Consider the following 25,410-nt stretch of genomic DNA (forward strand, 5'->3'; position numbering starts at 1 on the left):
CGATGACCCTGGACAACGTGGAGCCACCAGCCGCCAGCGCAGGCCTGACCAGCGCCCAGGCGGCGCAGCGGCTGGCGCAATTCGGCACCAACCAGCTCAAGCCCCGGCGCCAGAATCTGCTGCTGCAGCTGCTGGCGCGTTTTCGCAACCCGCTGGTGCTGGTTTTGCTGGCGGCCAGTTCCATATCGGCCGCCACTGGCGACGCCACCAGCGCTGCGGTGATCGTGGTGATGGTGCTGCTGTCTGTGGTGCTCGACTTCGTGCAGGAACATCGCGCCGGACAGGCGGCACAAAAGCTGGCCTTGCAGGTCGCGCTCAAGGTGCAGGTGCTGCGCGACGGCCAGCCGCAGGAGCTGCCGGCCGCCGACCTGGTGCCCGGTGACGTGCTGCTGCTGTCGGCGGGTGACTTGATTGCGGCCGATGCGCAGGTGCTGGAGGCCAAGGACTTCTTCGTCAACCAGGCGCTGCTGACGGGCGAACCCTATCCGGTGGAGCGGCACGCAGGCCCCCCGGTGGAGGACGCGGCCTGGGATGCCGAGGCCGACAGCGCCATCTTCATGGGCAGCTCGGTGGTCAGCGGTTCGGCGCGCGCGCTGGTGATGCGCACCGCCAAGCGCACCGCCATCGGCCAGATTGCCACCAGCCTGGAAAAACCGCCGCCGCCCACTGCCTTCGAGATCGGCACGCGCCAGTTCGGGCTGCTCATCATGCGGCTGACGCTGCTGCTGGTGCTGTTCACGCTGCTGGTCAACGTGGCCTTTCACCGGCCGCTGCTCGAATCCTTCCTGTTTGCGGTGGCGCTGGCCGTGGGCCTGACGCCCGAGCTGCTGCCGATGGTGGTGTCGGTCACGCTGGCGCGCGGGGCGATGCGCATGGCAGAGGCGAAGGTGATCGTCAAGCGCCTGACCGCGATCCAGGACATGGGCGCGATGGATGTGCTGTGCACCGACAAGACTGGCACGCTGACCGAGGCGCGCATCCGGCTGGAAAGGCACGTCGATGCGCAGGGCGCCGACAGCGACAGGGTGCTGGAGCTGGCCTACCTGAACAGCTATTTTGAAAGCGGCCTGAAAAGCCCGATGGACGACGCCATCCTGGCGCACCAGCACATCGACGTGTCGGGCTGGACCAAGATCGACGAGGTGCCGTTCGACTTCGAGCGGCGCCGCGTGTCCGTGCTGGTGGAGCGCCGCGACGATCCGGGCAGCGACCGGCTGCTGGTCGTCAAGGGCGCGCCGGAAGACGTGCTGCGCCTGTGCACGCACTATGAAGTTGATAGCTTCTCGCGCTTGCCAGGCGTGGGTCAGCAGCCAAAAACATTCGATGATGCGGCGCGGGCACGGGTCCAGGCGCTGTTCGATCGCCTGGGCGCCGAGGGCTTTCGCGTGCTGGCCGTGGCCTACAAGCGCGAGCCCGAGACGCTGGTCGATGCCGTGGTGGATGACGAGAGCGAGCTGGTGTTCGCCGGCTTCGCTGCCTTTCTTGATCCGCCCAAGGCCAGCGCCAAACCCGCGCTGCAGGCGCTGGCCGCCGCGGGCGTAGCGGTGAAGATCATCACGGGCGACAACGAGCAGGTGGCGCGCCATGTGTTTGCCGAGCTGGGCATCGAGGTCACCGGCGTACTCACCGGCGCCGAGATCGGCGCCATGAACGATGACGCCCTGCGCGCCCGCGTGGAAGACGTCAACCTGTTCGCGCGCGCCAACCCGCAGCAGAAAAATCGCGTGCTGCTGGCTCTGAAGGCGCGTGGCCATGTGGTGGGTTACCTGGGCGACGGCATCAACGACGCGCCTTCTTTGCACACGGCCGACGTCGGCATCTCGGTGGACAGCGCGGTTGACGTGGCCAAGCAGGCCGCCGCCATGATCTTGCTGGAAAACGACCTCAACGTGCTGCATGCCGGCATCCGCGAGGGCCGGCGCACGTTTGGCAACGTGCTGAAGTACATCATGATGGCCACCAGCTCCAACTTCGGCAACATGTTCAGCATGGCCGCAGCCACGCTGTTCCTGCCCTTCCTGCCGATGCTGCCGCTGCAGATTTTGCTCAACAATTTTCTGTATGACCTGTCGGAGCTGCCGCTGCCGCTGGACCATGTGGACGAGGAAGACCTGGTCAGTCCGCGCCGCTGGGATATGGGTTTCATCCGCAACTTCATGATGAGCATCGGCCCGATCAGTTCGGTCTTCGACTTCCTCACCTTCTGGCTGCTGCTGAAGGTGCTCAATGCCGACGAGCGGCTGTTCCACACCGGCTGGTTCGTCGAGTCGCTGGCCACGCAGGTGCTGGTGATCTTCGTCATTCGCACGCGCGGCAGCCCCTTCCAGAGCCGGCCGCATCCTGCCTTATTGCTGACGTCGCTCGCCATCGTGGGCCTGGCGATGGTTCTGCCGTTCACCCCGCTGGCGACTGTGCTGGGCTTTGAGCCGCTGCCGCCCGCATTTTTTGGTCTGCTGGCCGGGCTGATGGTGGTCTATCTGACCCTGGTTGAAGTCATCAAGCGCTGGTTCTACCGCCGTCTGTCGGGCCATCGCGCACGGGCCGCAAGCGTCGGGCCTCTGGCGCACTGATCATTTTTGATAGCTGCTCGCGCAAGGTGGAAGGGCGTTAGGGCCTGATTTTGCCCGGGTTGATCGAGGAGAACGGTTTGGCCGCTACCATCGGCGTCTGCTCCCCATGCCAACCGTGAAGCCCTTGCACTCCGCCCACCAACCCCTGGCTGAACGCCTGCGCCCGCGCACCTTGGCCGAGGTGATCGGCCAGCAGCATGTGCTGGGGCCGGGCATGCCGCTGCGGCTGGCGTTTGAATCGGGGCGCCCGCACAGCTGCATCCTGTGGGGGCCGCCGGGCGTGGGCAAGACCACCATTGCGCGCCTGATGGCCGATGCGTTCGATGCGCAGTTCATCAGCATCAGCGCCGTGCTGGGCGGCGTCAAAGACATCCGTGACGCGGTGCAGCTGGCAGAAAACGCCCGCGGCGGGCTGCACGCGGGGCCGCAGGGCTCGCTGATCCAGGAGCCGCAGCGCACCATCGTGTTCGTCGATGAGGTGCACCGCTTCAACAAGAGCCAGCAGGACGCCTTCTTGCCGCACGTCGAAAGCGGGCTGTTCACCTTCATTGGCGCCACCACCGAGAACCCGTCGTTCGAGGTCAATTCCGCCCTGCTGTCGCGCGCCGCGGTATATGTGCTGCAACCGCTGTCCATCGACGAGCTAAAGCAAATTGTGGCTCTGGCCCAGGCGGAACAAGCGCTGCCAGCTATCGAAAATATAGCTATTGACCGGCTGGTGGCCTATGCCGATGGCGATGCGCGGCGCCTGCTCAACACGCTGGAGACCCTGGCCATGGCGGCCGCGCAGGACAAGCTGCCCGAGATCACCGACGCCTGGGTGATCAAGGTGCTGGGCGAACGCATGCGCCGCTACGACAAGGGCGGCGAGCAGTTCTACGACACCATCAGCGCGCTGCACAAGTCGGTGCGCGGCTCCGACCCCGACGCCGCGCTGTACTGGCTGGTGCGCATGCTCGACGGCGGGGCCGACCCGCGCTACATGGCGCGGCGCATCGTGCGCATGGCCTGGGAGGACATTGGCCTGGCCGACCCGCGCGCCATGCAGATCGCCAACGAGGCCGCGCAGACCTACGAGCGCCTGGGCTCGCCCGAGGGCGAGCTGGCCCTGGCGCAGGCCGTCATCTACCTGGCCGTGGCGCCCAAGAGCAACGCGGGTTACATGGCCTACAACAAGGCCCGCGCCTTCGTCAAGCAAGACAGCACGCGGCCCGTGCCGCTGCACCTGCGCAACGCGCCCACGCAGCTGATGAAGCAGCTGGACTACGGCCGCGACTACCGCTACGCGCACGACGAGGAGGGCGGCTTTGCCGCCGGTGAAACCTATCTGCCCGACGGCATGGAGCCGCCGGGCTTTTACGCGCCCGTGCCGCGCGGGCTGGAGATCAAGATCGGCCAGAAGCTGCAGGAGCTGCGCGCGCGCAATGCGGCGGCGGCCGATCCGCCGCAGCGCGATTGACCCGGCAAGCACACCTTGCAAGCAAGGGAAAACACCGTCCGAACGCTGGTTCGGCGCCGCACATCCCGTGACAAAATTCTTGCACCAAACCCGCGCAGGCCTTTGACTGGCGGGTTTTTTGCTGGTTGACCGACAGGCGCGCAAAGCAGCACCGATGGGCGGTGCCTTGCCAGGGCGCCCGTGGCACGACAAAGGACCTGATTTATGGACATCTTGCTGCAGCAGATCATCAATGGTCTGGTTCTGGGCAGCATGTACGCCTTGATAGCCCTGGGCTACACCATGGTGTACGGCATCATCCAGCTGATCAACTTTGCGCATGGCGAGGTGCTGATGGTGGGGGCGCTTACCAGTTGGAGCTGCATTGGCCTGATGCAGCAGGCCATGCCCGGTGCGCCCGGCTGGGCCATTTTGCTGCTGGCCACCTTGATTGCCTGCGTGGTGGCGGCGGCGCTTAACTTCACCATCGAAAAGATCGCCTACCGGCCGCTGCGCAACAGCCCACGCCTGGCGCCGTTGATTACCGCCATCGGCATGTCCATCCTGCTGCAGGCGCTGGCAATGATCATCTGGAAGCCCAACTACAAGCCCTATCCCACGCTGCTGCCCTCGGCGCCGCTGCAGGTGGGCGGCGCGGTCATCACCACCACGCAACTGCTGATTCTGGGCGTGACGGTGGTGGCGCTGGCCGCCATGGTGTACCTGGTCAACTACACGCGGCTGGGCCGGGCCATGCGCGCCACGGCCGAGAACCCGCGCGTGGCAGCGCTGATGGGCGTCAAGCCCGACATGGTCATCTCGGCCACCTTCATCATCGGCGCGGTGCTGGCGGCCATTGCCGGCATCATGTGGGCGTCCAACTACGGCACGGCGCAGCACACCATGGGTTTTTTGCCGGGACTCAAGGCGTTCACCGCGGCGGTGTTTGGCGGCATTGGCAACCTGGCGGGCGCGGTGGTGGGCGGCCTGCTGCTGGGGCTGATCGAGGCGATTGGCTCGGGGTACATCGGCACTCTCACGGGCGGGGTGCTGGGCAGCCACTACACCGACATCTTCGCCTTCATCGTGCTCATCATCATCCTGACGCTGCGCCCCTCGGGCCTGCTGGGTGAGCGCGTGGCCGACCGCGCCTGAGGAGCCAGCAGCCATGAAGAACAACAAAATCCAGTGGATTCTTGGCGCCATCGCGCTGCTGGTGCTGCCCCTGGTGCTGCAGTATTTCGGCAACGCCTGGGTGCGCATTGCCGACCTGGCGCTGCTGTACGTGATGCTGGCCCTGGGCCTGAACATCGTGGTGGGCTACGCGGGCCTGCTGGATCTGGGCTATGTGGCGTTTTATGCCGTGGGCGCCTACATGTTCGGCCTGCTGGCATCGCCGCACCTGGCGGACAACTTTGCCTGGTTTGCCGCGCAGTTCCCCGATGGGCTGCACCTGTCGCTGTGGCTGGTGATACCGCTGGCCCTGGTGCTGGCGGCGGCCACGGGGGTGCTGCTGGGCATTCCGGTGCTCAAGCTGCGTGGGGACTACCTGGCCATCGTCACGCTGGGCTTTGGCGAGATCATCCGCATCTTTCTGAACAACCTGGATCATCCGGTCAACATCACCAACGGCCCCAAGGGCCTGGGGCAGATTGATTCGGTCAAGATTTTTGGGCTGGACCTGGGCAGGCGGCTGGAGCTTTTGGGCTACGACATCAACTCCGTCACGCTCTACTACTACCTGTTTCTGGCGCTGGTGCTGGTGACCGTTGTGGTGTGCTACCGGCTGCAAGACTCGCGCATCGGCCGCGCATGGATGGCCATTCGCGAGGACGAAATCGCCGCCAAGGCCATGGGCATCAACACGCGCAACATGAAGCTGCTGGCCTTTGGCATGGGCGCGTCGTTTGGCGGCGTGGCGGGGGCGATGTTTGGCGCCTTCCAGGGCTTTGTGTCGCCCGAGTCGTTCAGCCTGATGGAGTCGGTGATGATCGTCGCCATGGTGGTGCTGGGCGGCATTGGCCACATTCCTGGCGTGATTTTGGGCGCGGTGCTGCTGTCCGCACTGCCCGAGGTGCTGCGCTATGTGGCCGGCCCGCTGCAGGCCATGACCGACGGGCGGCTGGACGCATCCATCCTGCGCCAGCTGCTGATTGCGCTGGCCATGATCACCGTCATGCTGCTGCGCCCGCGGGGGCTGTGGCCCGCGCCCGAGCATGGCAAGAGCCTGGCCCGCAAGTCCTGAAGCTTGTGGCAAAAACCGGCAAAGCAAACACATGGCAGACACAAGCGACCAGGCACGCAACACCGCAGACGACGGCAATCCGGTGGTGCTGAAAGTGGCCGGCATTTCCAAGCGTTTTGGCGGTCTGCAGGCGCTGGCGGACGTCGGCATCACCATCCGGCGCGGCCAGATTTACGGCCTGATAGGCCCCAACGGCGCGGGCAAGACGACGTTCTTCAACGTCATCACCGGCCTATACACGCCCGATACGGGCAGCTTTGAGTTGGCGGGCCGGCCCTACGAGCCCAAGGCAGTGCACCTGGTGGCCAGGGCGGGCATTGCGCGCACCTTCCAGAACATTCGCCTGTTTGCCGACATGACGGCGCTGGAGAACGTGATGGTCGGGCGGCATGTGCGCACGCGCTCCGGCCTGCTGGGTGCCATCTTGCGCACCCCAAGCTTCAAGGCAGAAGAGGCGGCCATTGCCCGGCGCGCCCAAGAGCTGCTGGACTACGTGGGCATCGGCAAGTTGGCCGACTACAAGGCGCGCACGCTGAGCTATGGCGACCAGCGCCGCCTGGAGATTGCCCGGGCGCTGGCCACCGACCCGCAGCTGATCGCCCTGGACGAGCCCGCCGCCGGCATGAACGCCACCGAAAAGGTGCAGCTGCGCGCGCTGATCGACCGCATCCGCAACGACGGCCGCACCATCTTGCTGATCGAGCACGACGTGAAGCTGGTGATGGGCCTGTGCGACCGCGTCACGGTGCTGGACTACGGCAAGCAGATTGCCGAGGGCGCGCCCGCCGACGTGCAGAAAAACGACAAAGTGATCGAGGCCTACCTGGGCACCGGTGGGCACTGAGGGATGCGAGCAATGGTCGAAGAAAACAAACCCGTTTTGCTGCAGGTCAGGGGCCTGAAGGTGGCCTACGGTGGCATCCAGGCCGTCAAGGGTGTGGACTTTGAAGTGCGCGAGGGCGAGCTGGTGTCGCTGATCGGCTCCAACGGCGCCGGCAAGACCACCACCATGAAGGCCATCACCGGCACGCTGGGCATGAACGACGGCGACATCGAATACCTGGGGCGCAGCATTCGGGGCAAGGGCGCGTGGGACCTGGTCAGGCAGGGCCTGGTGATGGTGCCCGAGGGACGCGGCGTGTTCGCGCGCATGACCATCACCGAAAACCTGCTGATGGGCGCCTACACGCGCCGCGACAAGGCGGGCATTGCCGCCGACATCGAAAAAATGTTCACCATCTTTCCGCGCCTGCGCGAGCGCAAGGATCAGCTGGCAGGCACCATGTCGGGCGGCGAGCAGCAAATGCTGGCCATGGGCCGCGCGCTGATGAGCCAGCCCAGGGTGCTGCTGCTCGACGAGCCCTCCATGGGCCTGTCGCCCATCATGGTGGACAAAATTTTTGAAGTAGTGCGCGATGTGTATGCGCTGGGCGTGACCATCGTGCTGGTGGAGCAAAACGCCAGCCGGGCCCTTGCCATTGCCGACCGCGGCTACGTGATGGAGTCGGGCCTGATCACCATGACCGGCGCGGGCCAGGAGCTGCTGCACGACCCGCGCGTGCGCGCTGCCTACCTGGGTGAGTGAGGCTGGGCGAGTGAGGGTATTCAGCGCTGCAGTGCTTTGTTTTTCATAGCTGCTCGCGCTTGTTGCATATGCGCTAGAGTGCGATTTGGCTTGTAAACAGTATTGATGCGCCATGCACACCCTGCAGTCCCTGCCCATTCCCCTGCAAACCATCTTGCTGCTGGTGGCCAGCAATGTCTTCATGACCTTTGCCTGGTACGGCCACCTGAAGAACCTGGCCACCGCGCCCTGGTACGTGGCGGCGCTGGTCAGCTGGGGCATTGCGCTGTTCGAATACCTGTTGCAGGTGCCGGCCAACCGCATCGGCCACACGCAGTTCAGCCTGGGGCAGCTCAAGATCATGCAGGAGGTGATCACGCTGACGGTGTTTGTGCCCTTTGCGGTGTTCTACATGAACGAGCCGCTGAAGTGGGACTACCTGTGGGCGGGGCTGTGTCTGGTGGGTGCGGTGTATTTCATCTTTCGTAGCGCCTGATGGTCGCTGCGAAAATTGCTATTAAATAAAGAGCTTTCAGCGCTTGATTCATAAGCGCTACAGGCACTTTTTATTGTGAAATTTTGCGCGCTTCCTCGATCTGGTATTCAAAGTAGCGCTGGAAGCTGAAGGCAATGCTGGCCATTAGCACCGTGGTGCCCACCAGCAGCGACAAGCCGATGGCAAACACCGTGAACCAGTGGGTGCGCCCCGGCGGCGCGTCGGGCGCGGCAGCGGGGTTGAAGCGCGCGTTCCATTTCTCGGCAGGCATCAGCCCGTACACGATGGCGCGCAGCGCGCAGCCCGCGATGGTGAAGCCCAGCAGCGGAATCAGCGCCCAACTGAGCTGGTCGTCCTGCCCCCACTGCTGCACGCGCTGCAGGCCGTACACCCCCAGCGCCGTGGGCACTGGCAGCAGCCAGCCGGGCAGGTCGCCCAGGCCATGCAGGTAAAAGCGGTGCAGTCCCAGGGGGCCGCCCACAAAGGCGAGCCAGGCGGCGATGGTCTTGTTCTTCATGTACGGTGATTATTGGCGCGGCGTGATCAGGAGGCTTCGGGGGCGGTGCTGTCGCCCGCGCCCAGGGGCTTTTGCATCAGCACGATGTCGCGCCAGGCGCCGAACTTCCAGCCCACCGAGCGCATCACGCCCGCTTCGGTAAAGCCCGCGGCGCGGTGCAGCCCGATGGAGCCGGCATTGGCTGAGTCGCCAATCACCGCCAGCAGCTGGCGCACCCCCGCGGCCTCGGCCTGCGCGGCCAGGGCATCGAGCAGCAGGCGGCCCAGACCCTGGCCGCGCAAGTCGTCGGCCACGTAGATCGAGTCTTCGGCTGAAAAACGATAGGCCGGGCGCGGCTTGAACCAGTTGCAGTAGGCAAAGCCCAGCACCCGCCCCGCGTCTTCGGCCACCAGGTAGGGCAGCCCCTTGGCCAGCACGTCGGCGCGGCGCGCCGCCATGTCCTGCGCCGTGGGTGGGTCGATCTCGAAGGTGCCCGTGCCGTGCAGCACGTGGTGGGCGTAGATGGCGGTAATGGCGGTGACGTCGTCGTCCCGGCTGGCGCGGATGGTGGGCATTTTTTGCGTTGTGGATATAATCGCGGGCTTTGCAGCGTGTCGCTGGCCGGGTGGCCAAGTCGCGTGTCTCAAACGCCGCAAAAACTCGTGCAGCCCGTGCTGCTCACCACCCGAAGGATTCATTATGGTCGTCATTCGACTCTCCCGCGGCGGCTCCAAGGGCCGTCCGTTTTTCAACATCGTTGTCGCCGACAAGCGCGTGCGCCGCGACGGCCGCTTCATCGAGCGCCTGGGTTTCTACAACCCTTCCGCCAAGGGCGGTGAGGAAGGCCTGCGCATCGCCCAGGATCGCCTGACCTACTGGACGGGCGTGGGCGCGCAACCCTCTCCCACCGTGGAGCGTCTGATCAAGCAAGCCGCCAAGCAGCTGGCTGCCTGATTTTTTCGCAGTCCCTCTAAGGGCGGGCTCCGTTGGTAAAACTGACGGAACCCGCCTTTTTTATTTGTCGCCAACCCGTTTTATTGCCGCCATGCCCCAGCTGCCCGTTCTGGAACCCGCACAACTGCCCGACGACGCCGTGGAGGTAGGCCGCATCACCGATGCCTGGGGCGTGAAGGGCTGGTTCAAGGTGCTGCCCTACAGCAACGACCCCGAGGCGCTGCTGGCCGCCAAATCCTGGCTGCTGCAGCCCGCGGAAAAGGGTGGCAAGAGCTTTTTTGCCGGCACCGTGCAGCTGCCCATCCGCCAGGCGCGCACGCATTCCGACTCCGTCGTGGCCTGGGCGCAGGGTGTGGACGACCGGGACGCTGCCGAGGCGCTGCGCGGCGCGCGCATCTTCGTCTCGCGTGCTGCCTTTCCGGCCGCGGGTGATGACGAGTATTACTGGGTGGACCTGATCGGCCTGGCCGTGGTCAACCGCGAGGGCGTGGTGCTGGGCACGGTGCGCGACCTGCTGCCCACCGGGCCGCAAACCACGCTGGTGCTGACCTACGAGCACGAGGGCAAATCGCACGAGCGCATGATTCCCTTCGTGTCCGCCTATGTGGACAAGGTGGATCTGGCCGGGCGCTGCATCACCGTGGACTGGCAGCCCGACTACTGAGCCAATCGATCCACGCCATGCGTTTTGACGTCATCACCCTGTTTCCCGAGCTGTTCGGGCCGTTTCTTGCCAGCGGCGTGACGCGGCGCGCCTACGCGTCGGGCCAGGTGCAGGTGCGGCTGTGGAACCCACGCGACCATGCTGACGGCAACTACCGCCGCGTGGATGACCGCCCGTTTGGCGGCGGCCCGGGCATGGTCATGATGGCCGAACCCCTGTCGCGCTGCCTGGCGGCCATCCGCGCCGACCGCGCCGAGGCGGAGGGCGCCCAGGCACCGCTGGTGCTGTTCTCCCCGATTGGTCAGCGCCTGGATCACGCGGCCGTGCAGGGATGGTCTGCGGGCGCGGGCGCCGTGTTGCTGTGCGGGCGCTACGAAGGCGTGGATCAGCGCTTCATCGACGCCCATGTCGATGTGCAGATCAGCCTGGGCGACTTTGTGCTTTCGGGCGGCGAGATCGCGGCCATGGCGCTGCTGGATGCCGTGGCGCGCCTGCAGCCGGGCGTGCTGCATGACGAGGGTAGCCATCAGCTGGACAGTTTCAACCCCGCGCTGGACGGCCTGCTGGACTGCCCGCACTACACCCGGCCAGAGGAGTGGGCGGGCCGCGCCGTGCCCGCGCCGCTGCTGTCGGGCCACCATGCGCACATCGAGCGCTGGCGGCGCGATCAGCGCCTTTTGATCACCGCGCGCCACCGTCCGGATTTGCTGCAGGCTGCGCGCGAGCGCGGGCAGCTCACGCGCGCGGACGAGGCGGTTTTGGCGCAAAACCAAGCCGCGCTATAATCGCGGGCTTTTCGATCCTCTGGCCGGCCGCTATGAGCCATAGTCCTTCATAGCCACAAGGCGCCAATAGGGGCGCCAAGCCAATTCTGGCGCGGACACGATCGTTGGAAAACTAGCCATGAACCTGATTCAGATTCTCGAGCAGGAAGAAATCGCCCGCTTGAACAAGACCATTCCTGCATTTGCGCCCGGCGACACCGTCATCGTCAGCGTGAACGTGGTGGAAGGCACCCGCAAGCGTGTGCAGGCCTACGAAGGCGTGGTGATCGCCAAGCGCAACCGCGGCCTGAACAGCGGCTTCACGGTGCGCAAGATCTCCAGTGGCGAAGGCGTGGAGCGCACGTTCCAGACCTACAGCCCGCTGATCGCCGGCATCGAAGTCAAGCGCCGTGGCGACGTGCGCCGTGCCAAGCTGTATTACCTGCGCGAGCGCAGCGGCAAGTCGGCACGTATCAAGGAAAAGCTGCCGTCCCGCATCAAGCCCGCTGCCACCGCCGCGTAAATCCCGCAGCGTCGGCATCTGTGCCATCGAGCCGCTACAGTGCGAAAGCCTGTGGCGGCTTTTTTGTTTCCGCTTCATCGCCAGAGAACCCGCCGTGAACTCCCCACGCCCTCGCTCCGAAGACGCTGCGCCAGTCATGCCGGCACTGTCCGCACTGCCTCATTTCGACCCGCGCGACGTGCCGCTGGTGGGGGTGGATGACCATCTGCCCGCAGTGCCGGCGCAAGCCCAGACGCCCGAGGCGTTGCGCCAGCGCTTTGCCGCGCCGCCGCCCTGGGTGCCCGAGGTGCAACGCGAGCGCAAGTTCATGGAGCGCGAGCCCGCACTGGCTGCGGTGCTGGTGCCGATCGTGCTGCGCGAGCGGCCCACGGTGCTGCTTACAGAGCGCACGGCGCACTTGTCCACCCATTCCGGACAGGTGGCCTTCCCGGGCGGGCGCAGCGACCCCGAAGACCGCGACGCGGCCGCTACCGCACTGCGCGAGGCACAGGAAGAGGTGGGCCTGGAGTCCGCCCGCGTCGAGGTGCTGGGCAGCTTGTCCACCTACATCACGGGCAGCGCTTTTGTCGTCACGCCAGTGGTGGCGCTGGTGCGACCAGGTTTTACGCTCCAGCCCAATCCGCATGAGGTGGCTGACGTGTTCGAGGTGCCGCTGGACTTCTTGCTCAACCCTGCACACCACCAGCGCCATGCGCTGCAGTGGCAGGGGCTGCGGCGCGAGTGGTTCGCCATGCCCTACCAGGACGGTGCCAGGACGCGCTACATCTGGGGCGCCACCGCAGGCATGCTGCGCAACTTCTATCGTTTCCTGATGGCCTGAAGGGCCTTCTGGTGGCGGGCTGGCGCGGGGTCACAGCATGTGCACAAGCGCGTCAACAGGCGCCAGTATGATTGCCGCATGAGTTTCTTTGCCATCCTGTTCGCTTTGCTGATCGAGCAGGCACGCCCCCTTGCCCGCAGCAATCCCATCCACGAAGGTTTGCGTGCCTGGGCGCTGTCGGTCGGCCGCAATTTCGACGCGGGCCAGGCGCACCACGGCTGGGTGGCCTGGAGCATGGGAGTGCTGGTGCCGCCGCTGGTGGTGCTGGGGGTGCATTGGGCGCTTTTCTATTTTTTGGGCTGGCCGCTTGCGTTGCTGTGGAACGTGGCGGTGCTCTACGTGACGCTGGGCTTTCGCCAATTCAGCTACCACTTCACCGGCATACGTGACGCGCTGGAAGAGGGCGACGCCGCCGATGCTCGTGCCCGCCTGGCGCAATGGAAGCAGGTGGACGCCAGCGAGCTGCCGCGCAGCGAGATCGTGCGCCACGTCATCGAGCATTCGGTGATCGCGGCGCACCGCCATGTGTTTGGCGTGCTGGCATGGTTTTCCATCCTTGCCGCGCTGGGGCTGGGGCCCACCGGGGCGGTGCTGTACCGGATGGCAGAGTTTGCGTCGCGCCACTGGAGTGCGCGCGTCGGCGCAGCCACGACGCATCCGCCCAGCGCGTCGCTGCAGCAGGCGTCAGCCCAGGCATGGATGGTGATCGACTGGCTGCCCGCGCGGCTGACGGCGCTGTGTTTCGCGGTGGTGGGCAGCTTCGAGGAAGCCATCGAAGGCTGGCGTTTTCATGCTCAGCGCTTTCCCAACGACAACGACGGTGTGGTGCTGGCAGCCACGTCCGGGGCCATCAATGTTCGTCTGGGTGGCGAGGCGCTGCGCAGCCGTGCCGGGGCGCCGGTGCAGCCGGGTTTCGAGGCCGATGCCGAGATCGGCGACAGCGACTTCACCCCCGGCCGCGAGCCCGAGGTGGGCCACCTGCGAAGCGTGGTGGGTCTGGTCTGGCGGTCGGTGGTGGTGTGGATGCTGTTGCTGGCGCTGCTCACCTTTGCACGGTTGCTGGGGTGACAGCTGCCCGCGCCTGTGCCTGGCGCATGCAGGCAGTGGCCGGGCTGCCGGGGTTGCAAAGATCCCGAACAAGCGGTCAATACGGGCTTTGGCTCAGCTCTGCAAACAGCTCGCCATAGATGCGGTGGCGCTGTGGGCTGATGGCCTCTGCGTCCCGTCCTTCGCGCACCTGCGCCATCACGGCGCAGCCGGGTTCGTGCAGGTGGGTGCAGTTGTAGAAGCGGCAGCCGCCCGCATGCGCGGCAATGTCGGGCATGTGGCGCGCCAGATCGGGCGGGGCGATGTGACGCAGGCCAAACTCTTGAAAACCGGGGGAGTCAATCAGCGCCGTGGTGCGCTGTGCGTCAATCCAGTACAGCGTGGTGGTGGTGGTGGTGTGCCGGCCTGAGTTGAGTGCCTGCGAGATCTCTCCCGTCTGCACTGCAGCGCCGGGCACCAGCAGGTTGACCAGCGTGCTTTTGCCCGAGCCCGAGGGGCCTAGCACCAGCGTGGTCTTGCCCGCCAGCAGCGGCATCAGCACATCGCGATCCACTGCGCCCGATTCGGTCAGCGACAGCGGCAGCACCCGGTAGTGGTGCCGCGTGTCTTGCTCCCCGCCCATGTGCCGGTAGGGCCACAGACGCTCCCAGGCGCGGGCGAAGGGCTCGACCAGGTCGCTTTTGTTGAGTGCGATCAGCGGCGTGATGTGCGCGGCCTCGGCGGCAATGAGGGCGCGCGCAAGCTGGCTTTCGGAGAATACGGGCTCGGCCGCTATCAGGATCAGCACCTGATCCAGGTTGGCCGCAAATGATTTGGTGCGCACCTCGTCCTGGCGGTACAGCAGGTTGCGCCGCTCCAGCACCCGCTCGATGGTGCCTTCGTCGCCCTGTCCTCGGCCCTGGCCGGGCGCGGCGGGCTGCCACAGCACGCGGTCGCCCACGACGGCCTGGCTTTTCTTGCCGCGGGGGTGGCAGATGCGGCGCTCGCCACCCGGGCTTTCGACCACGCAATGGCGGCCGTGGCTGGCGACCACCAGGCCTTCGAGGTGTGCTGGGGGGGGGCTCATGGGGTTCTCAGTCGGCCAGCAACGCGTCGATACGCGCGGCGCAGTCGATGTCGGTGGCAGAAATGCCACCCACGTCGTGCGTGTTCAGGCGCACCACACAGCGGTTGTAATGCACCGATAGATCGGGGTGGTGGTCTTGCGTGTGCGCAATGAAGGCCACGGCGTTCACAAACGCAATCGTCTCGTGGTAGTTGGCAAAGCGGAAGGTCTTCTCCAGGGCCAGTTCGGCACCATCCCCGGACAGTTGCCAATCTTGAAGATCGACCATTTTTGCTACGATTTCTGTAGCTTTCAGCGCGCGGCGGGTATGGGCTGACCAGTCTTTTTTTATCAACATTGAGCTCATGGCTGCAAGGCTGCGGGCAGGCGCGCCAGGCGCTCCGTGGCAGGCGGGTGGGAGTAGTAGAACCTGGCGTACACCGGATCAGGCGTCAGCGTGGAGGCGTTGTCCTCGTAGAGCTTGAGCAGTGCAGATGCCAGGTCGGCGCCACTGCTCTGGGTGGCCGCGTAGGCGTCGGCCTGAAACTCGTGGCGGCGCGAAATCTGCGCCAGCAGCGGCGTGACAAACACTGTGAATACCGGTGCCGCCAGCAAAAACAGCAGCAGCGCCAGCGCGTCGTTGGGCGCGCCACCCGGCAGGCCGGGCAGCATCAGGTTGGGCTGCACGCCCAGCCCCGTGTAGAACCAGGCGCGCGCGGAAAGCCAGCCCAGCAGCGCGAAGCCTGTCAGGCTGATGGCGAACATGCCGATCAGGCGGCGCGTGATGTGCTTGTGCTTGAAGTGGCCCAGCTCATGCGCCAGTACGGCTTCGACCTCACCCGGCGATAGCTGCTTGAGCAGCGTGTCATAGAAAACCACGCGCTTGGCGGCGCCAAACCCTGTGAAGTAGGCGTTGGCATGCGCGCTGCGGCGGCTGCCATCCATCACAAAAAGCCCCTTGGCCGCAAAGCCGCAGCGCTGCATCAGTGCCGTGACGCGCGCCTTCAGAGACTCGTCCTGCAGCGGTTGAAACTTGTTGAACAGTGGCGCAATGAATAGCGGAAACACTACCATCAGCAACAGATTGAAGCCCATCCAGGTGCCCCAGGCCCACAGCCACCACAGCGGCCCCGCTGTGCCCATCAGCCAGAGGACGAGCGCCGCCATTGGCAGGCCGATAACGGCGCCCAGCAGCGTGGACTTGAACAGGTCTGCCAGCCAAAGGCGCAGCGTCATCTGGTTGAAGCCAAAGCGCTGTTCGATCACGAAGGTCTGGTACAGCGCGACCGGCAGGTCGATGGAGCCGCCAATCAGCGCAAAGCAGGCCAGCAGCGCCAACTGCTGCACCATGCCGCCGCCCAGCCAGTCCAGCAGCGCCTGGTTGAGTGCATCCAGCCCACCCAGCAGCGTCCAGCCCAGCACCACGGCGGTGGTCAGTGCCATCTCCAGCAGGCCAAAGCGTGCCTTGGCAATGGTGTAGTCGGCAGCCTTCTGGTGCGCGGCCAGCGGGATGCGGTGGGTGAAGGCCGCGGGCACGACGCCGCGATGCCGGGCCACGTGGCGCACCTGGCGCGAGACCAGCCACAGGCGTAGCGCCAGTCCCGCCAGCAGCAGGGCGGCAAAGACCAGCGTCGTCAGGGTGGAGGGTGCGAGAAAAGAGGCGTTGGTGGGAGGCATGAGCGCGGGAGTTTAGGCCATCGGCGACAATTGCCTGCATGTCTGATACCGCCAACCCTGCTGCCAACCCCACTGCCGCCGTCCTTGCCAAATCTGACCAGAACCTTGTCTGGCTGGACTGTGAAATGAGCGGCCTCAACCCCGAAACCGAACGCCTGCTGGAGATCGCCGTGGTCGTCACCAGCGCTGACCTGACGCAACGTGTGGAGGGGCCGGTCTTTGCCATCCATCAAGCCGACGCCGTTCTGAATGCCATGGATGCCTGGAACAAAGGCACGCACGGGCGCAGCGGCCTGATCGAGAAGGTGCGCGCCTCTACCATCACCGAGGCCGATGCCGAGCGCGAACTGCTCGCCTTCCTCAAGAAATATGTGCCCAAAGGCGTGGTGCCCATGTGCGGCAACAGCATCGGGCAGGATCGGCGCTTTCTGGTCAAGTACATGCCCAAGCTGGAGGCGTACTTTCACTACCGCAACGTGGACGTGAGCACCCTCAAGGAACTGGCCAAACGCTGGAAGCCCGACGCCTACAACTCTTTCAAAAAAGCGCAGCGCCACACGGCCCTGGCCGATGTGCACGAGTCCATCGACGAGTTGCAGCATTACCGCACCCATCTGCTGGCGGTGTAACGCTACTTTCATAATTGTTTGCGGGAAAACCCGGAACGTGTGATAATCGCCGGCTTGCGTTAACACGATCAGCAAGCCCACGCAATTTCAAGCACGGGCTGCCCGCATAGCGCAATATTTGCGCATCTCCCTTCTCACACTGGGCTGCAAGCCACTCATAAAACAGCTTTTGCTGTTTTGGTGTCTGCATCAATAGCCCACCCGCCCGGCCCCTTTGCCGGCGCAGGTTTCGTTAGATGGTTGATGTTTTGATGAACCACTGACGAAGCCGCCGCGGATTGCATCCGCGCGCTTCCACATACGACATGACAGATACCATGCACCTGCAGGGCGAAATCGCGCCTGCACAATCCTCTATGGCCGCTTCATTTGAGGCGCCTGATTCCGGCCCCGTTTCCGGGTCTGTTTCCACTCCCGCCGCCGCTGCGCCTGCCTTGCCGGCAGGTTTCATCGAGCTGGGCCTGGCGCCCGAACTGGTGCAGGCTGTGGCCGACCTGGGCTACACCGAGCCCACGCAGGTGCAGACCCGCGCCATTCCGCTGGCCATGGGCTCGGGCGAAGACGCCCAGTTCATCGACCTGATGGTGTCCAGCCAGACGGGTAGCGGCAAGACCGCCGCCTTTTTGCTGCCCGTGCTGCATACGCTGGTTCGCCAGCAGGCCGAGGCTGAAGCCGCCGAACGCGCCGCATTCGAGCGCGCCGCAGCCGACGCCGCCGCGCGCGGCGAGGCAGCCCCCAAGCGTGCCAAGCGCAAGAACCCCCTGCAGCCGCGCAACTTCAAGGCGGCCACGCCCGGCGCGCTGATTCTGTGCCCCACGCGCGAGCTGGCCCAGCAGGTGGCGCAAGACGCCATCGGGCTGGTCAAGCACTGCAAGGGCCTGCGTATCGCCAACGTGGTGGGTGGCATTCCTTACCAGCTGCAGATTGCCAAGCTGCAAAACGCCAACCTGGTGGTGGCCACGCCGGGCCGCCTGCTGGACTTGCAGCGCTCCATGCAGATCAAGCTCGATCAGGTGCAGTTTCTGGTGGTGGACGAGGCCGATCGCATGCTCGACCTGGGCTTCTCCGACGACCTGGCCGAGATCAACCAGCTCACCGCTCAGCGCAAGCAGACCATGATGTTCAGCGCCACGTTCGCGCCGCGCATCCAGCAGCTGGCCATGCGCGTGATGCACGACGGTGGCGCCTCGGTCAAGAAAATCCAGATCGACTCGCCCCAGGAAAAGCACGCCAACATCAAGCAGATGCTGTACTGGGCCGACAACGCCCAGCACAAGCGCAAGCTGCTGGACCACTGGCTGCGCGACACCTCCATCGACCAGGCCATCGTGTTCGCCAGCACCCAGGTGGAGTGCGACGGGCTGGCCAACGACCTGCAGCAAGAGGGCTTTTCTGCCGTCGCGCTGCACGGCGCCCTGAGCCAGGGTCTGCGCAACCGCCGCCTGATGGCGCTGCGCAACGGCCAGGTGCAGATCCTGGTGGCCACCGACGTGGCCGCACGCGGCATCGACGTGCCCACCATCACCCACGTCTTCAACTTCGGTCTGCCCATGAAGGCCGAGGACTACACCCACCGCATCGGCCGCACCGGCCGCGCCGGTCGCCAGGGCCTGGCCGTCACGTTTGCCGAATTCCGCGACCGTCGCCGCATCTCCGACATCGAAGGCTACAGCCGCCAGCAATTCAAGGCCGACGTGGTGGCCGGCCTGGAGCCTGTGCAGCGCCCCCCTCAGTCGCGTCCTGACTTTGGCGGACGTGGGCCTGGCGCGGGCCGCGGCTCGCGCGACCAGCGATTTGGCCGTGGCGGCAATGACCGCGGTCATGGCGATCGCGGCGGCTTTGGCGATCGCAACGGCTTTGCGGACCGCAAGGGCCCCGGCGACCGTGCCGGCTTTGGTGACCGCAACGGCTTTGCGGATCGCGGCGGGTTTGCAGATCGCAATGGCCCCGGTGGTGACCGCGGCGCGCGAGGTGGCAGCTACGGCGGCCGCCGTGATGCCGAGGGCTTCGGGCGCAAGAGCGGCTTTGGCGATACCGGCCGCGGCAATGGCACTGGCTCGGCAGCGCCGCGCGGTGACTTTGGGCGGCCAGCTGCGTACGGCAAGCCCCAGGGCGCCGGCAAACCCTTTGTGCCGCACGACGCACGCAAGCGCTCGGCGCCGCGCACCAGCCGCTGATCACGTATCTTCAGCGACGGCCTGAAAGCCCACGCCGGATTCAGCAGCGTGGCTTGGATGGCGGCAGCCCTTTCCAGGGAGTGCCATGGGAAACCAGTGGCTGCCGTCCAGCATCGTGATGCGCCCGCAGGTGACGCGCCGCGTCATGTCCATACCCTTGCCTGATTCCCCCTTTGGCCTCTGGCGCCAGCTGGGGCGTTCACGCCTGGGGTGTCAATGCCCCGCCAGGTTCTTGAGCTGGTACAGCGCGTCCAGCGCCTCCCGTGGGCTGAGCTGGTCGGGGTGGATGGTGGCCAGCGCGGCTTCGACAGGGCTGTGGGCCGTCACCTCGGGCTCCGGGGGCTGGGCAAACAGGTCCACCTGCAGTTCGCCTTCGCCGGCGCGTTCTTCGAGCGCCGCCAGCGCATGGCGTGCGTGGTGCAGCACCGGTGCGGGCACGCCGGCTAGTTTGGCCACCTGGATGCCGTAGCTGCGGCTGGCGGGGCCGGGTTGCAATTCGTGCAGAAAGACAATGTCGGTGCCCGCCTCGGCCGCGGCTACGTGCATGTTGACGGCGTGGCGTGCCTTGGCGGGCAGCTCGGTCAGCTCGAAGTAATGCGTGGCAAACAGCGTGAAGGCGCGGGTCTTGTCGTGCAGGTGCGTGGCGATGCCGCTGGCCAGGGCCAGGCCGTCGAAGGTGCTGGTGCCGCGGCCAATTTCGTCCATCAGCACCAAACTGTGCGGCGTGGCGGCGTGCAATATCTGCGCGGCCTCCACCATCTCCAGCATGAAGGTGGACTGCGCATTGGCCAGGTCGTCGGCCGCGCCAATGCGGGTGTGGATGGCGTCGATCGGCCCCAGCCGGCAACTGGCGGCGGGCACATGGCTGCCCATGCTGGCCAGCAGCACGATGAGTGCCACCTGCCGCATGTAGGTCGATTTACCGCCCATATTGGGCCCGGTGATGATCTGCATGCGCGTGTTGGCGTTCAGTCGCGTGTGGTTTGCGATGAAGGCGCCGCTCGAGACCTCGGCCAGGCGCGCCTCCACCACGGGGTGGCGGCCGGCCTCGATCTCGATGCAGGGCTCGGGCACGAACTGTGGTGCGCACCAGCCCAGCGTGAGCGCGCGCTCGGCCAGGGCGCACAGCGCGTCCAGCGTGGCCAGCGCCTGGGCCAGGCGGGTTAGCTGGGGGATGTGCGGCTGGAGCTGGTCCAGCACCTGTTCGTACAGCCATTTCTCGCGGGCCAGTGCGCGCTCGCTGGCCGACAACGCCTTGTCCTCAAACGTTTTCAGCTCGGGCGTGATGAAGCGCTCGGCGTTTTTCAGCGTCTGGCGGCGGCGGTAGTCTTCGGGTACTTTGTCGAGGTGGCTGCCGGTCACTTCGATGTAGAAGCCGTGCACCTTGTTGAACTGCACGCGCAGGTTGGGAATGCCGGTGCGCGCTTTCTCGCGCGTTTCCAGGTCGAGCAAAAAGGCGTCGCAGTTGGTCTGGATGGCACGCAGTTCGTCCAGTTCGGCATCAAAACCGCTGGCGATCACGCCGCCGTCGCGCACCAGTGCGGCGGGCTCTTCGGCAATGGCGCGTTGCAGCAACTGTGTGCACCCTTCGGGCGGTTGCAGGTGGCTGAAAATTTCAGCCAAATAGGGCTCTGGCGCTTGTCCATTCAACGCTAGCAGCTCTGCTTTTTGTAGCGTTTTGGCCAAGCCCACGAGTTCGCGCGGGCGTACCTGGCGCAGCGCAACGCGGGCGGTGATGCGCTCTACGTCGCTCACCCCTTTGAGTTCTGCGCGCAAGCTGGCCCAGGGGGCTGAGCCACTACCGGCGCCACCCGCACCGCGCAGGGCGGTGGTGGCTGACAGGCGCTGGCGCGCCTCGGTGCGGTCGCGCCGGGGTTCGAGCAGCCAGGTTTTCAGCAGGCGGCTGCCCATGCCGGTCATGCAGGTGTCGAGCAGCGAAAAGAGCGTCGGCGCATCATCGCCGCGCAGCGTCTTGACCAGTTCGAGGTTGCGCCGCGTGCTGGCGGGCAGGTCGATCAGGTCGCCCTCGCGCTGCACCTGCACGCTGTGCACATGGGTGAGCTGGCGGCCCTGTGTGTGTTCGGCGTATTGCAGCAGCGCGGCAGCGGCGGCATGGGCATCGCCCAGGTCTTGTGCGCCCCAGGCCTGCAGGCTGGATGCACCCAGGTGTTCGAGCAGCTTGCGCACGCCCAGGGCGCCGTCAAACTGCCAGTCGGGCCGGGGGCTCAGGGGGCAGGAGAGGGCGCCCGACTGGCGCAGTGCCTGTAGCTGCTGTTCAAAGCGGTCGGTCACGCCCGCGCTGTAGATCAGCTCGCTGGGCGCCACGCGCGCCAGCCAGGCGCCGAGCTCGCCCAGCGCGCATTCAGCCAGAAGCACGCGGCCCTGCGTCACGCTGAGCCACGCCAGGCCGCAGCGCGCGCGCGGTGCCTGGTGCACGGCCAGCAGCAGTGATTCGGACTTGTCGGACAGCAGCTCGGTATCGGTCAGTGTGCCAGGGGTGACCACGCGCACCACCTTGCGCTCGACGGGTCCTTTGGCCGTGGCCACGTCGCCTACCTGCTCGGCAATGGCCACCGATTCGCCCATCTTGATCAAGCGGGCCAGGTAGGTTTCGAGCGCATGGAAGGGCACCCCCGCCATCACCACCGGCTGGCCAGCCGACTGGCCGCGCTGCGTGAGCGTGATGTCGAGCAGGCGCGCGGCCTTTTCGGCGTCGTGCCAGAACAGCTCGTAAAAATCGCCCATGCGGTAGAGCAGCAGCGTGTCGGGGTAGCCGGCCTTGAGGGCCAGGTATTGCGCCATCATCGGCGTGTGGTGGCGCAGGTCGGCCTCGGCGGGGCGCGGTGCGGGCGCGGTGTTGCCGGTCATCGTGGTGCGTGTTTCCTTGGGGGCTGTGCGTGGATGGTGGCGCATGGCCTCGTCACGGCGCCTTATTTGCAGGGCCTGGCGGCCAGCATCCACCAAAAACGGGCCAGAGTGTAAGCGCCGCTGCCCGTCCCGGCAGGGGGATGATGCGCAAGGCCTTCTCTGATCGTCAAAACGCGCTCAGGCGGCCATCACGCGGTTTTTGCCAGCGCGCTTGGCCAGGTACATGGCCTGGTCGGCGCGGCGGAGGGCGTCTGCGCTGTCTTGCTCACCCTCCAACTGGACGACGCCAGCGCTGAAGGTGATGAGCACGCGCTCTTTGTCTTTGAGGAAGTAGCGCGTGGTCAGCTCGCGCTGCAGACGTTCCATGGCCTTCACGCCTTCGGCCAGCTCGGTGTCGGGCAGGATCAGGACGAACTCTTCGCCGCCGTAGCGTGCCAGCTGATCCTGGGGCCGCATCACCTCGCGCGTGACCTGGGCCAGGTGTACCAGTGCTTCGTCGCCGGCGGCGTGGCCCAGGCGGTCGTTGATGGTCTTGAAGTTGTCCACGTCCAGAAGCGCCACGCACAGCGGTGAGTCCTGGCGGCGCGCGCGCGCAATTTCGCGCTCGATGGCTTCGTCAAAGCCCTTGCGGTTGAGTGAGCCGGTCAGCGGGTCGTGCCGTGCCTGGGTGCTGGCGCGGATCAGCTCTTGCCGCAGTTGATCGACCTCGGCGTGTTTGGCCTCGGCGCGTGCGCGCAGCTCTTGCAGTTCGCCGCGGGTCACGCGGCTGTTCAGGGCCATGGCGCGGGTGGTGGCCATGACTTCTTCCAGCAAGGGGGTGATGTCCTGCAGTTGCGTCGCCTGGCCGATGCGCTCGGCGCAGTCCTCCAGCTTCTGGTTGTAGGTGCTGCTGGATTCGTCCATCTGGGCCAGGCGTTCGATGAAGGTGGCCAGCAGTTCGCGCACCTGGGCCTGCGCCTGCACCATGCGCTCCTTGGCCTCGGTCTGCTTGAAGATCACGTCTTTGAGTCGGCGTTGCACGTCGTCGAGCCGGCGCAGCGTCAGCGGCGGGGTGGAGGCCGCCAGCAGCGCCTCGACCTGGCCGCGCAGCCACTCGTCATCTGCGCTCAGCGTGGCGATGTTCTCGAACACGAGGTGCAGCAGCCCGAGCAGGTTCATCCGGATGGATGCTTGATCTTCAGCGGCGAAGGACAGCCGGTAGTTGAAGTTGCCCAGCATCAGCTCGGCCGTGGACACGGGAGGCGCAGGGGCGCGCAAAAAGGCGCTGAGCTGCGTGGCCAGCTCCAGTACACGGGCGTCATCCTGGCCCAGGGCGGGCAGGGTGTTGTCCACCAGACGCGCCAGGTTCTGCGCCAGCACGGGCGGCAGGTGCGCAGGGACGGCCTCGACCGGCTCGGGCGCAGAGACCGGCGACAGCCCCAGGTTGGCATAGCCGACGATCACGTTTTGCAGCCGGGACCAGTCCTGCTGGGCGATGGCCGCCTCCAGCTGGCCCAGCAGGCGCTTTTGCACGGGTGTCTGCCCTGGAATCACGCGCAGGATCTGGCGCAGCTGCATCACCGGAAAGGCCGGCGGGCTGGGGGTGCCTGCCACTTCTTCGTACAGCGCCTGGTAGTTGTCGGGGGTGGGGGGCAGTCGGCGAGCGGCCAGCTGTTTCAGGGTTTCGCGTGCGATTTCGGACGGGGACTTGGGCGGAGCCATCTAAGGGCAGACGGGGAGGATGTACACGGGGACAGTGTGGCAGAGCGTAACCGGCTTGGATAGTGCCGACCGGGCCAGATGTGCCCGCGCCTGCGACGGGAGCGCCAGACGCGCCAGCGCCGCGGGTGCGGGCATGGCCTCCTACAATGCGCCTCACCGATTTTTTGTCACCATGAAAATCCTTTTATCCAACGATGACGGCTACCAGGCGCCAGGCATTGTGGCGCTGCATGAAGCACTCAAAGCCATTGCCGATGTCGAGGTGGTCGCTCCTGAACACAACAACAGCGCCAAATCCAACGCCCTGACGCTGCATTCGCCGCTGTACGTGCATCGTGCGGCCAATGGTTTTCGCTACGTCAACGGCACGCCCGCCGACTGCGTGCACATTGCGCTGACGGGGCTGTTGGGCTACCGGCCCGACCTGGTGATCTCGGGCATCAACAACGGCGCCAACATGGGCGACGACACCATCTACTCCGGCACGGTGGGCGCGGCAATGGAGGGGTATCTGTTCGGCATCCCGGCCATGGCTTTTTCGCAGGTGGACAAGGGCTGGGGCGAGATCGAGTCCGCAGCACGCAAGGCGTGCGAGATCGTCGAGCAGATGTGCCAGCAAAAGCTGGTGGGCGAGGCCCCTTGGCTGCTGAACATCAACATCCCCAACATGCCTTTTGAGGCACTGCGGCCTTTGCGCCTGTGTCGTCTGGGCCGGCGCCACGCGGCCGAGCGCGTCATCGAGCAGCAAAGCCCACGCGGCGAAACGATGTACTGGATCGGCGGCGCCGGGCCGGCCAAGGACGCGGCCGAGGGCACCGACTTCCATGCCACGGCCCATGGGCATGTGTCCATTACGCCCCTCAAGGTGGATCTGACCGATCACGACGCGCTGGGTTACTGGGCACAGACGGCTGCACGTCTGGTGCCTGCCGCCGAACCGGGCACGGTCGCCTGATGCAGCGCCGGCCAGGATTTCCAGCGCGCATCGACTGGCCCTCGCAGCCTGCGGCGCGGCTCGCGGTTGTGCCGCAGAGGGCGCAGCGTGACGCTGCCGCGCTGCCCATGCCGCAGGGCGTGGGGCTGGATTCGGCGGCAGTGCGCGCACGCATGGTGCAGCGGCTCGCGGCATCGGGCATCACCGCAGCGCCGGTGCTGCAAGCCATGGGGGCCGTGGAGCGGCATCGCTTTGTCGATACGGCGCTGGTGAATCAGGCCTACGAGGACACGAGCCTGCCCATAGGCCTGGGCCAGACCATTTCCAAGCCCAGCGTGGTGGCACGCATGACCGAGTTGCTGCTGGGCGCGCAATGCGCAGGCACCAACGCTCTGGGCCGGGTACTGGAGATCGGTACCGGCTGCGGTTATCAGGCAGCTGTGCTGTCGCGGCTGGCGCGCGAGGTGTACACCATCGAGCGTCTGCGCGCGCTGCACGAAAAAGCGCGCGATCACCTGCGCCCGCTGCGGCTGGCCAATGTGCACCTGATTCTGGGGGATGGCATGCTCGGCTACGCTGCCGGTGCGCCCTATGCGGGCATCATTTCCGCCGCGGGCGGCGACAATCTCCCCAGTCACTGGTGCGAGCAGCTTGCCGTAGGCGGGCGGCTAGTCGCGCCCATCGCCGGCGCTGGCGGGCAGCAGATGTTGCTGGTCGTTGACAAAACATCTCAAGGCCTGAAGCAAAGCGTGCTCGAAGCCGTGCATTTCGTCCCCCTAAAATCTGGAATCGCCTGAA

General features: G+C 65.9%; 24 protein-coding genes and 1 pseudogene. 17 read left to right on the top strand and 8 right to left on the bottom strand.

The window, feature by feature from the left end; genetic code table 11:
- Positions 1-2: 2 nt before the first annotated feature.
- From mgtA to AB7E35_RS09650, 7 genes are all read left to right on the top strand, one after another.
- On the top strand, positions 3-2,570 hold the full coding sequence (gene mgtA / locus AB7E35_RS09620; protein WP_428167472.1) for a magnesium-translocating P-type ATPase: 2,568 nt from the start codon (positions 3-5) through the stop codon (positions 2,568-2,570).
- Between the two features lie 106 nt (positions 2,571-2,676).
- Positions 2,677-4,029, top strand: coding sequence for a replication-associated recombination protein A (locus AB7E35_RS09625; protein ID WP_428167473.1), 1,353 nt, complete (start codon positions 2,677-2,679; stop codon positions 4,027-4,029).
- A gap of 204 nt (positions 4,030-4,233) precedes the next feature.
- Positions 4,234-5,163 (top strand): branched-chain amino acid ABC transporter permease, encoded by a 930-nt coding sequence (locus AB7E35_RS09630; RefSeq protein ID WP_428163678.1) that lies wholly within the window; start codon positions 4,234-4,236, stop codon positions 5,161-5,163.
- 13 nt (positions 5,164-5,176) lie between these two features.
- Positions 5,177-6,253, top strand: a complete 1,077-nt coding sequence (locus AB7E35_RS09635) for an ABC transporter permease subunit (protein WP_428167474.1) — start codon at positions 5,177-5,179, stop codon at positions 6,251-6,253.
- A 31-nt stretch (positions 6,254-6,284) separates the two neighbouring features.
- The gene (locus AB7E35_RS09640; RefSeq protein ID WP_428163680.1) at positions 6,285-7,097 is read left to right on the top strand and encodes an ABC transporter ATP-binding protein; all 813 of its coding nucleotides are present in this window, start codon (positions 6,285-6,287) and stop codon (positions 7,095-7,097) included.
- A gap of 12 nt (positions 7,098-7,109) precedes the next feature.
- Positions 7,110-7,838, top strand: a complete 729-nt coding sequence (locus AB7E35_RS09645) for an ABC transporter ATP-binding protein (protein WP_428163681.1) — start codon at positions 7,110-7,112, stop codon at positions 7,836-7,838.
- Positions 7,839-7,950: 112 nt separating this feature from the next.
- On the top strand, positions 7,951-8,313 hold the full coding sequence (locus tag AB7E35_RS09650; protein ID WP_428163682.1) for a DMT family protein: 363 nt from the start codon (positions 7,951-7,953) through the stop codon (positions 8,311-8,313).
- 70 nt (positions 8,314-8,383) lie between these two features.
- Here AB7E35_RS09650 and AB7E35_RS09655 read toward each other — a convergent pair whose 3' ends face one another.
- Positions 8,384-8,830 carry a hypothetical protein gene (locus AB7E35_RS09655; protein ID WP_428163683.1) on the bottom strand — a complete coding sequence of 149 codons (447 nt, stop codon included), beginning with the start codon at positions 8,828-8,830 and terminating at the stop codon, positions 8,384-8,386.
- 26 nt (positions 8,831-8,856) lie between these two features.
- Positions 8,857-9,384, bottom strand: a complete 528-nt coding sequence (locus tag AB7E35_RS09660; RefSeq protein WP_428163684.1) for an N-acetyltransferase family protein — start codon at positions 9,382-9,384, stop codon at positions 8,857-8,859.
- A 124-nt stretch (positions 9,385-9,508) separates the two neighbouring features.
- Between AB7E35_RS09660 and rpsP the strand changes: the two genes are divergently transcribed.
- From rpsP to AB7E35_RS09690, 6 genes are all read left to right on the top strand, one after another.
- Complete coding sequence (gene rpsP / locus AB7E35_RS09665) at positions 9,509-9,763, top strand: 30S ribosomal protein S16 (protein WP_428163685.1); 255 nt, start codon at positions 9,509-9,511, stop codon at positions 9,761-9,763.
- A 91-nt stretch (positions 9,764-9,854) separates the two neighbouring features.
- Complete coding sequence (gene rimM, locus AB7E35_RS09670) at positions 9,855-10,427, top strand: ribosome maturation factor RimM (RefSeq protein ID WP_428163686.1); 573 nt, start codon at positions 9,855-9,857, stop codon at positions 10,425-10,427.
- Positions 10,428-10,444: 17 nt separating this feature from the next.
- Positions 10,445-11,212: a tRNA (guanosine(37)-N1)-methyltransferase TrmD gene (gene trmD / locus AB7E35_RS09675; RefSeq protein ID WP_428163687.1), complete on the top strand. Its 768-nt coding sequence runs from the start codon at positions 10,445-10,447 to the stop codon at positions 11,210-11,212.
- A gap of 118 nt (positions 11,213-11,330) precedes the next feature.
- A complete protein-coding gene (gene rplS, locus AB7E35_RS09680) occupies positions 11,331-11,714 on the top strand; it encodes a 50S ribosomal protein L19 (RefSeq protein ID WP_428163688.1) in 384 nt (127 codons plus the stop codon).
- 136 nt (positions 11,715-11,850) lie between these two features.
- The gene (locus AB7E35_RS09685) at positions 11,851-12,534 is read left to right on the top strand and encodes a CoA pyrophosphatase (protein WP_428163719.1); all 684 of its coding nucleotides are present in this window, start codon (positions 11,851-11,853) and stop codon (positions 12,532-12,534) included.
- 78 nt (positions 12,535-12,612) lie between these two features.
- Entirely contained in the window at positions 12,613-13,602 is a 990-nt protein-coding gene (locus tag AB7E35_RS09690) for a CobD/CbiB family protein (RefSeq protein WP_428163689.1), read from the top strand.
- 76 nt (positions 13,603-13,678) lie between these two features.
- Here AB7E35_RS09690 and rsgA read toward each other — a convergent pair whose 3' ends face one another.
- From rsgA to AB7E35_RS09705, 3 genes are read right to left on the bottom strand one after another with little or no spacing between them, the layout of a single operon-like run.
- Positions 13,679-14,647, bottom strand: a complete 969-nt coding sequence (gene rsgA / locus AB7E35_RS09695) for a ribosome small subunit-dependent GTPase A (RefSeq protein ID WP_428163690.1) — start codon at positions 14,645-14,647, stop codon at positions 13,679-13,681.
- A 7-nt stretch (positions 14,648-14,654) separates the two neighbouring features.
- A complete protein-coding gene (locus AB7E35_RS09700; RefSeq protein ID WP_428163691.1) occupies positions 14,655-14,993 on the bottom strand; it encodes a 4a-hydroxytetrahydrobiopterin dehydratase in 339 nt (112 codons plus the stop codon).
- Entirely contained in the window at positions 14,990-16,303 is a 1,314-nt protein-coding gene (locus AB7E35_RS09705) for a M48 family metallopeptidase (protein ID WP_428163692.1), read from the bottom strand. Before AB7E35_RS09705 ends, AB7E35_RS09700 begins: the two co-directional genes overlap by 4 nt.
- 38 nt (positions 16,304-16,341) lie before the next feature.
- Between AB7E35_RS09705 and orn the strand changes: the two genes are divergently transcribed.
- Entirely contained in the window at positions 16,342-16,932 is a 591-nt protein-coding gene (gene orn / locus AB7E35_RS09710) for an oligoribonuclease (protein ID WP_428163693.1), read from the top strand.
- A 305-nt stretch (positions 16,933-17,237) separates the two neighbouring features.
- Entirely contained in the window at positions 17,238-19,109 is a 1,872-nt protein-coding gene (locus AB7E35_RS09715) for a DEAD/DEAH box helicase (protein ID WP_428163694.1), read from the top strand.
- Positions 19,110-19,147: 38 nt separating this feature from the next.
- Here the strand turns inward: AB7E35_RS09715 and AB7E35_RS09720 are convergent.
- The 3 genes and pseudogenes from AB7E35_RS09720 to AB7E35_RS09730 form a co-directional block, all read right to left on the bottom strand.
- Positions 19,148-19,265, bottom strand: a pseudogene (locus AB7E35_RS09720) (alpha/beta hydrolase); the annotation flags it as partial.
- Between the two features lie 57 nt (positions 19,266-19,322).
- On the bottom strand, positions 19,323-21,977 hold the full coding sequence (mutS, locus tag AB7E35_RS09725) for a DNA mismatch repair protein MutS (RefSeq protein ID WP_428163695.1): 2,655 nt from the start codon (positions 21,975-21,977) through the stop codon (positions 19,323-19,325).
- A 177-nt stretch (positions 21,978-22,154) separates the two neighbouring features.
- Positions 22,155-23,678, bottom strand: coding sequence for a diguanylate cyclase (locus AB7E35_RS09730; RefSeq protein WP_428163696.1), 1,524 nt, complete (start codon positions 23,676-23,678; stop codon positions 22,155-22,157).
- 172 nt (positions 23,679-23,850) lie between these two features.
- Between AB7E35_RS09730 and surE the strand changes: the two genes are divergently transcribed.
- The gene (gene surE / locus AB7E35_RS09735; RefSeq protein ID WP_428163697.1) at positions 23,851-24,633 is read left to right on the top strand and encodes a 5'/3'-nucleotidase SurE; all 783 of its coding nucleotides are present in this window, start codon (positions 23,851-23,853) and stop codon (positions 24,631-24,633) included.
- On the top strand, positions 24,633-25,409 hold the full coding sequence (locus tag AB7E35_RS09740) for a protein-L-isoaspartate(D-aspartate) O-methyltransferase (RefSeq protein WP_428163698.1): 777 nt from the start codon (positions 24,633-24,635) through the stop codon (positions 25,407-25,409). Before surE ends, AB7E35_RS09740 begins: the two co-directional genes overlap by 1 nt.
- The last annotated feature ends 1 nt before the right edge of the window (position 25,410 follow it).

It is taken from the genome of Diaphorobacter sp., assembly GCF_050251835.1.
In the GTDB taxonomy this organism is placed as follows: Bacteria; Pseudomonadota; Gammaproteobacteria; order Burkholderiales; family Burkholderiaceae_C; genus JBFXIE01.

Coding starts and splice junctions, on each gene's coding strand:
- mgtA (WP_428167472.1), top strand. CDS start 3: ATGACCCTGGACAACGTGGAGCCACCAGCCGCCAGCGCAGGCCTGACC.
- AB7E35_RS09625 (WP_428167473.1), top strand. CDS start 2,677: ATGCCAACCGTGAAGCCCTTGCACTCCGCCCACCAACCCCTGGCTGAA.
- AB7E35_RS09630 (WP_428163678.1), top strand. CDS start 4,234: ATGGACATCTTGCTGCAGCAGATCATCAATGGTCTGGTTCTGGGCAGC.
- AB7E35_RS09635 (WP_428167474.1), top strand. CDS start 5,177: ATGAAGAACAACAAAATCCAGTGGATTCTTGGCGCCATCGCGCTGCTG.
- AB7E35_RS09640 (WP_428163680.1), top strand. CDS start 6,285: ATGGCAGACACAAGCGACCAGGCACGCAACACCGCAGACGACGGCAAT.
- AB7E35_RS09645 (WP_428163681.1), top strand. CDS start 7,110: ATGGTCGAAGAAAACAAACCCGTTTTGCTGCAGGTCAGGGGCCTGAAG.
- AB7E35_RS09650 (WP_428163682.1), top strand. CDS start 7,951: ATGCACACCCTGCAGTCCCTGCCCATTCCCCTGCAAACCATCTTGCTG.
- AB7E35_RS09655 (WP_428163683.1), bottom strand. CDS start 8,830: ATGAAGAACAAGACCATCGCCGCCTGGCTCGCCTTTGTGGGCGGCCCC.
- AB7E35_RS09660 (WP_428163684.1), bottom strand. CDS start 9,384: ATGCCCACCATCCGCGCCAGCCGGGACGACGACGTCACCGCCATTACC.
- rpsP (WP_428163685.1), top strand. CDS start 9,509: ATGGTCGTCATTCGACTCTCCCGCGGCGGCTCCAAGGGCCGTCCGTTT.
- rimM (WP_428163686.1), top strand. CDS start 9,855: ATGCCCCAGCTGCCCGTTCTGGAACCCGCACAACTGCCCGACGACGCC.
- trmD (WP_428163687.1), top strand. CDS start 10,445: ATGCGTTTTGACGTCATCACCCTGTTTCCCGAGCTGTTCGGGCCGTTT.
- rplS (WP_428163688.1), top strand. CDS start 11,331: ATGAACCTGATTCAGATTCTCGAGCAGGAAGAAATCGCCCGCTTGAAC.
- AB7E35_RS09685 (WP_428163719.1), top strand. CDS start 11,851: ATGCCGGCACTGTCCGCACTGCCTCATTTCGACCCGCGCGACGTGCCG.
- AB7E35_RS09690 (WP_428163689.1), top strand. CDS start 12,613: ATGAGTTTCTTTGCCATCCTGTTCGCTTTGCTGATCGAGCAGGCACGC.
- rsgA (WP_428163690.1), bottom strand. CDS start 14,647: ATGAGCCCCCCCCCAGCACACCTCGAAGGCCTGGTGGTCGCCAGCCAC.
- AB7E35_RS09700 (WP_428163691.1), bottom strand. CDS start 14,993: ATGAGCTCAATGTTGATAAAAAAAGACTGGTCAGCCCATACCCGCCGC.
- AB7E35_RS09705 (WP_428163692.1), bottom strand. CDS start 16,303: ATGCCTCCCACCAACGCCTCTTTTCTCGCACCCTCCACCCTGACGACG.
- orn (WP_428163693.1), top strand. CDS start 16,342: ATGTCTGATACCGCCAACCCTGCTGCCAACCCCACTGCCGCCGTCCTT.
- AB7E35_RS09715 (WP_428163694.1), top strand. CDS start 17,238: ATGACAGATACCATGCACCTGCAGGGCGAAATCGCGCCTGCACAATCC.
- mutS (WP_428163695.1), bottom strand. CDS start 21,977: ATGACCGGCAACACCGCGCCCGCACCGCGCCCCGCCGAGGCCGACCTG.
- AB7E35_RS09730 (WP_428163696.1), bottom strand. CDS start 23,678: ATGGCTCCGCCCAAGTCCCCGTCCGAAATCGCACGCGAAACCCTGAAA.
- surE (WP_428163697.1), top strand. CDS start 23,851: ATGAAAATCCTTTTATCCAACGATGACGGCTACCAGGCGCCAGGCATT.
- AB7E35_RS09740 (WP_428163698.1), top strand. CDS start 24,633: ATGCAGCGCCGGCCAGGATTTCCAGCGCGCATCGACTGGCCCTCGCAG.